The following is a 3,890-nucleotide window of genomic DNA, read 5'->3' on the forward strand; positions in this document are numbered from 1 at the left end:
CTGTTAAATAGAGACTATAAACTGGCCTGTTTTAAACCGAAATCATTGGCATACACCGACCGATATTAGTGGCATAAATCAAACCGAAATAGCCATTTAAAATATATTTATAATACTCTTGGTTAATATTTTCGCTATCAAGCACCTTTATAATAGACTCGTTTTCAAAGTATATCTTTTCAATATTTTCCCAATTCGATATTATTGCTTTCCAAAGTGCATTTTTATCCCCATTCCACAAATTATATATACGTCGAATATTCCTTTCATGCTTTTTTGTATTAGATGAATCGAAATTATCTGATAATGTTTTTAGAAAAGAGTACCCAATTGGTATCTCCATTTTAAGTTTGTCAGCAATTTCTTTAAACCTATTTAGCCTAATGTCAAAAATAGAAGATGTGTTACCGACAGTTTTAAAATGGATATATTTCTTATCTAAAAGCAAATCTGAAAAATATCTTTCAGCTGATGTGGCAATTTTTTCTCTATATTTTTGAATTAAATTAGCGAACACAAGAAAATTAGCGGTTCTAAAAACATATACAATTGCAATTTGCTTTTGAAATGAAAAATGTAGATCTATTACTTTTTTTGTAGAATATTTTTCTAACTCATTAATAAATATCTTACTAATATAGTCGTTATGAGACATTTCGTATAAGAAAGATGATAAAAGTATTTGAGGATGTTGAAAAAATGACACGTCATTGTTTTCAAGGTAGTCATCTATATTATCTAATGTGAAAATTAATTTACACTTTTCCTTACAGATAATATCATCTCTTTGGCAGAATATTTCAAAGAAAATTAGGAAAATAAAGAAATTTCCACAATTATCTATATCAATCAATGAAGTTACATTTTCCTGAAAACATTCTTCGATAAAGTAATTATCACCATAATTACCATATCTCGTTTCTTCTAGATATAAATTAATGTTATGATTAATAAATGTAAATGTTTCAGCAACAATATCAGCTTGCGTGAATTGATTTTCAGAGGTAAGAGTTTGGTGAAATTGATTAATAAAAGAGCCAAAATTTGAAATATCTTTATTTAACGTTTTTCTGCTCTCAATTTCTTTATTTAAAAACTTCCTTTTGTAAATAGATTTTACTTTTTCAATAAATCCACCTGCTTTTGTCTTTTCGAAGTCAAAAGCAGTCAACTTTAAATGGTCAAAATATTTTGATTTTTTAAAGTCTCCTGTGTTGTGTCTGTAAAGAATATGATTAATGAATGTTGTTTTTCCATTCTTGGAATATCCATGAACTATTTTAAATTGGCAATCATCATCAAATGATTTATACAATTGATTTTCTTGTTCTTTAATTTTTGAATTTGTTACAAAGAAATACTTGTAAAATAAGTCTTCAAGATTATTATGATTATCTATCTTGATTATACTTTTTAATGCTGATACGGAATCACTAACATTAATATTTAACCTATTTTTAAGTTTATCTAAATCTTTTGATGTTATAGGATCCATAGAGTTTAGTTTTCTGGTTTAGTTGTCGAATATATCTTTAATATATTTAAGTTCATTCTCAGCTTCATATAAGCTTGAATAAGGTGAGTTTAATTTTTTTCTGATAATTGACACACTCTTACCTTTGTCTTTTAGGTATAAATCGAAATCAGTCAAAGGTGGTAATATATAAACGCTGTTTTCTTTGTAATTTGTATCAGCCAGTTTTTCATTATATGCAACTTCTAAACTGTACTTACCATCTCTAATGTTTTTTATTCTTTGTCTTCGCCTTTTAATAAAGTAGTCAGTAATTAAGGTGCTTGCAATTGCACTGACGATACCTAATAATGCAACTAAGAATTTTTCTAGCACAGGGTCAATTTGAGGTTGAGTTACTTGACAGTGTAATAATGTTAAGAAGAATATTTTCATAGTGTATTGTTTTCAGCCTTGCAGGTAACTTATTTATAAACGATTAACAATCTCTTAAATATAATATGTAATAACGTCATATTATCAAATTCCAATAGATAAATTTCCATTTTCGTGGATCTATCTCTTTTACACTCCTTTTGTGAGACAATATTATACCTAATAAAAAAGGCTTTTTGTATAAATTGAACATTTTATTATTTGACTATATAACTTGAATACCTATTTTAGTAAGTTATTAATAACGTTCTGTAGAAGAAGATAAACGCTTTTAAGCGCTTATAATTGGATAATTTTATATAGGTGCTGATATGTAGATAGTTATAGGCATTAAGAAGAATGGAGCGTTTATAAACAAGTAGCGGTCAGTGAAAGGACTCAACTGGACAATAGAAAATCATAATTGTAAAATGAATTTAAATTATTTATATACACCGATTCAAACAAATGTTGACCCACCAATAGATACTAAAGAACAAGAATTACCTTTAGAGAAATTAGCTTGGGAAGACTTTGAAAAACTATGTTTAGCTGTTGTCCAAATTGATTTTACAATAAACGACTGTGAAATCTATGGTATCAAGGGACAAGCACAAGAAGGAATAGACATTTATGCTAGGCAAACAAATGGAAGATATAGTTCATACCAATGCAAAAGATACCAAGAATTTGAGTTAAATGATATAAATAAAGCTGTTGAATACTTTAAGAGTAAGACGTTTTTTGACAGAAGTGATAAACTATATTTATGCACCTCTTGCGAATGGAATAAAACACAAGTTCAAGATCGATTTGAAGAATTAAAAACTGAACTTGGTAAGGAGAACATAACTTTAGTAAAATGGGACAAAATTTAACTGTGTCGACTTCTTAAAGACGAACCTCAAATAGTGTTTGATTTTTTTGGTTTAGAATGGGTGAAAAAATTTAATGGCGAACCCGCTCGGCAACTAATTTCAGAAGCAAAAAAATACGATGCTAAACAAATTATAGAATTCAGAACTGAATTATACGAATTTTATTCTACGATTTTTAACAATCAAGATCCTGGTATTCCTATAAAAGAACTAAACAGTCCATATACTTTACAAGAAAGATTTATTATTCCAGACATTCTTTCAAGCGTAAAAGAAGAAGGTTTTGAAAACAATCGTGAAACTTCTTTTTCAATCTCAAATCAAAACGAATATTATTATGACGACTATGGTTATGGATATGTTGAGGACGAATTACGACGAAGAAATTTCAATAATCAAAATGAAGTAGAAGATAGTAGCATTGATATTCGAATAAAAACGGATGATGCGCTTATAACTCACAATAAAAATATAATTATTGGAGACCCCGGAGCTGGTAAAAGTAGCTTACTTAGATATATAACACTTGACATATTAAGTTCGGAACCTCAATTAGAAAACATTTCTCAAAAATATGGTAAAACCTTACCAGTTTGGTTGCCCTTTGCTTTTATAACAAAACACCTCAGCAAAGACGATTCATTAAGTATCTCTGAAATACTATACCTTTGGTTTAAAGGATTTGGCAAACCTCATTTATTCGAAATTGCAAAAGAAGCATTAGATGATGAACGATTATTCTTAGTTATTGACGGGATTGATGAATGGAGCAGTTTTTCATCTGCACAACAAGCCATATCACGCATCGAAACAATAAGGAGTTTATATGATTGTAAAATTCTTTATTCAAGTAGACCATATGGTTTTAGAATGTTAAAGGATATTTTTACAAATTTAAACTCATTAAATTTAGCAGGTTTTTCTAAAATCCAACAAAGAAATTTTGTTGAGAAATGGTACAATAAATGGGCTTCATTGCAAGGTGATACTCAAAACGAAGATTTTTCAAAAACACTAACTGATAATTTCCTAAGTACATGACAAAAGTTTATAACATTCATCTAAATCGCTGTTATTTATTGGATTGATTAACGCGTTTGCGATTCTAATCAGTCCGTATTTAA

4 protein-coding genes are annotated in these 3,890 nt (G+C 28.5%); 2 read left to right on the forward strand and 2 right to left on the reverse strand.

Translation table 11 applies throughout. The features are described 5' to 3' along the window. Window positions 1–31 precede the first annotated feature (31 nt). Both OM075_RS24410 and OM075_RS24415 read right to left on the reverse strand, forming a co-directional pair. On the reverse strand, window positions 32–1,495 hold the full coding sequence (locus tag OM075_RS24410) for a hypothetical protein (protein WP_301193180.1): 1,464 nt from the start codon (window positions 1,493–1,495) through the stop codon (window positions 32–34). Window positions 1,496–1,513: 18 nt separating this feature from the next. Beyond that, window positions 1,514–1,909, reverse strand: coding sequence for a hypothetical protein (locus tag OM075_RS24415; protein ID WP_301193181.1), 396 nt, complete (start codon window positions 1,907–1,909; stop codon window positions 1,514–1,516). Between the two features lie 410 nt (window positions 1,910–2,319). On the opposite strand from OM075_RS24415, the gene OM075_RS24420 reads away from it, so the two are divergent. Further along, entirely contained in the window at window positions 2,320–2,766 is a 447-nt protein-coding gene (locus OM075_RS24420; protein WP_301193182.1) for a restriction endonuclease, read from the forward strand. 33 nt (window positions 2,767–2,799) lie between these two features. Continuing rightward, window positions 2,800–3,807, forward strand: coding sequence for an NACHT domain-containing protein (locus OM075_RS24425; RefSeq protein WP_301193183.1), 1,008 nt, complete (start codon window positions 2,800–2,802; stop codon window positions 3,805–3,807). The last annotated feature ends 83 nt before the right edge of the window (window positions 3,808–3,890 follow it).

The organism is Plebeiibacterium sediminum (assembly GCF_026013605.1).
GTDB lineage: Bacteria > Bacteroidota > Bacteroidia > Bacteroidales > Marinilabiliaceae > Saccharicrinis > Saccharicrinis sediminus.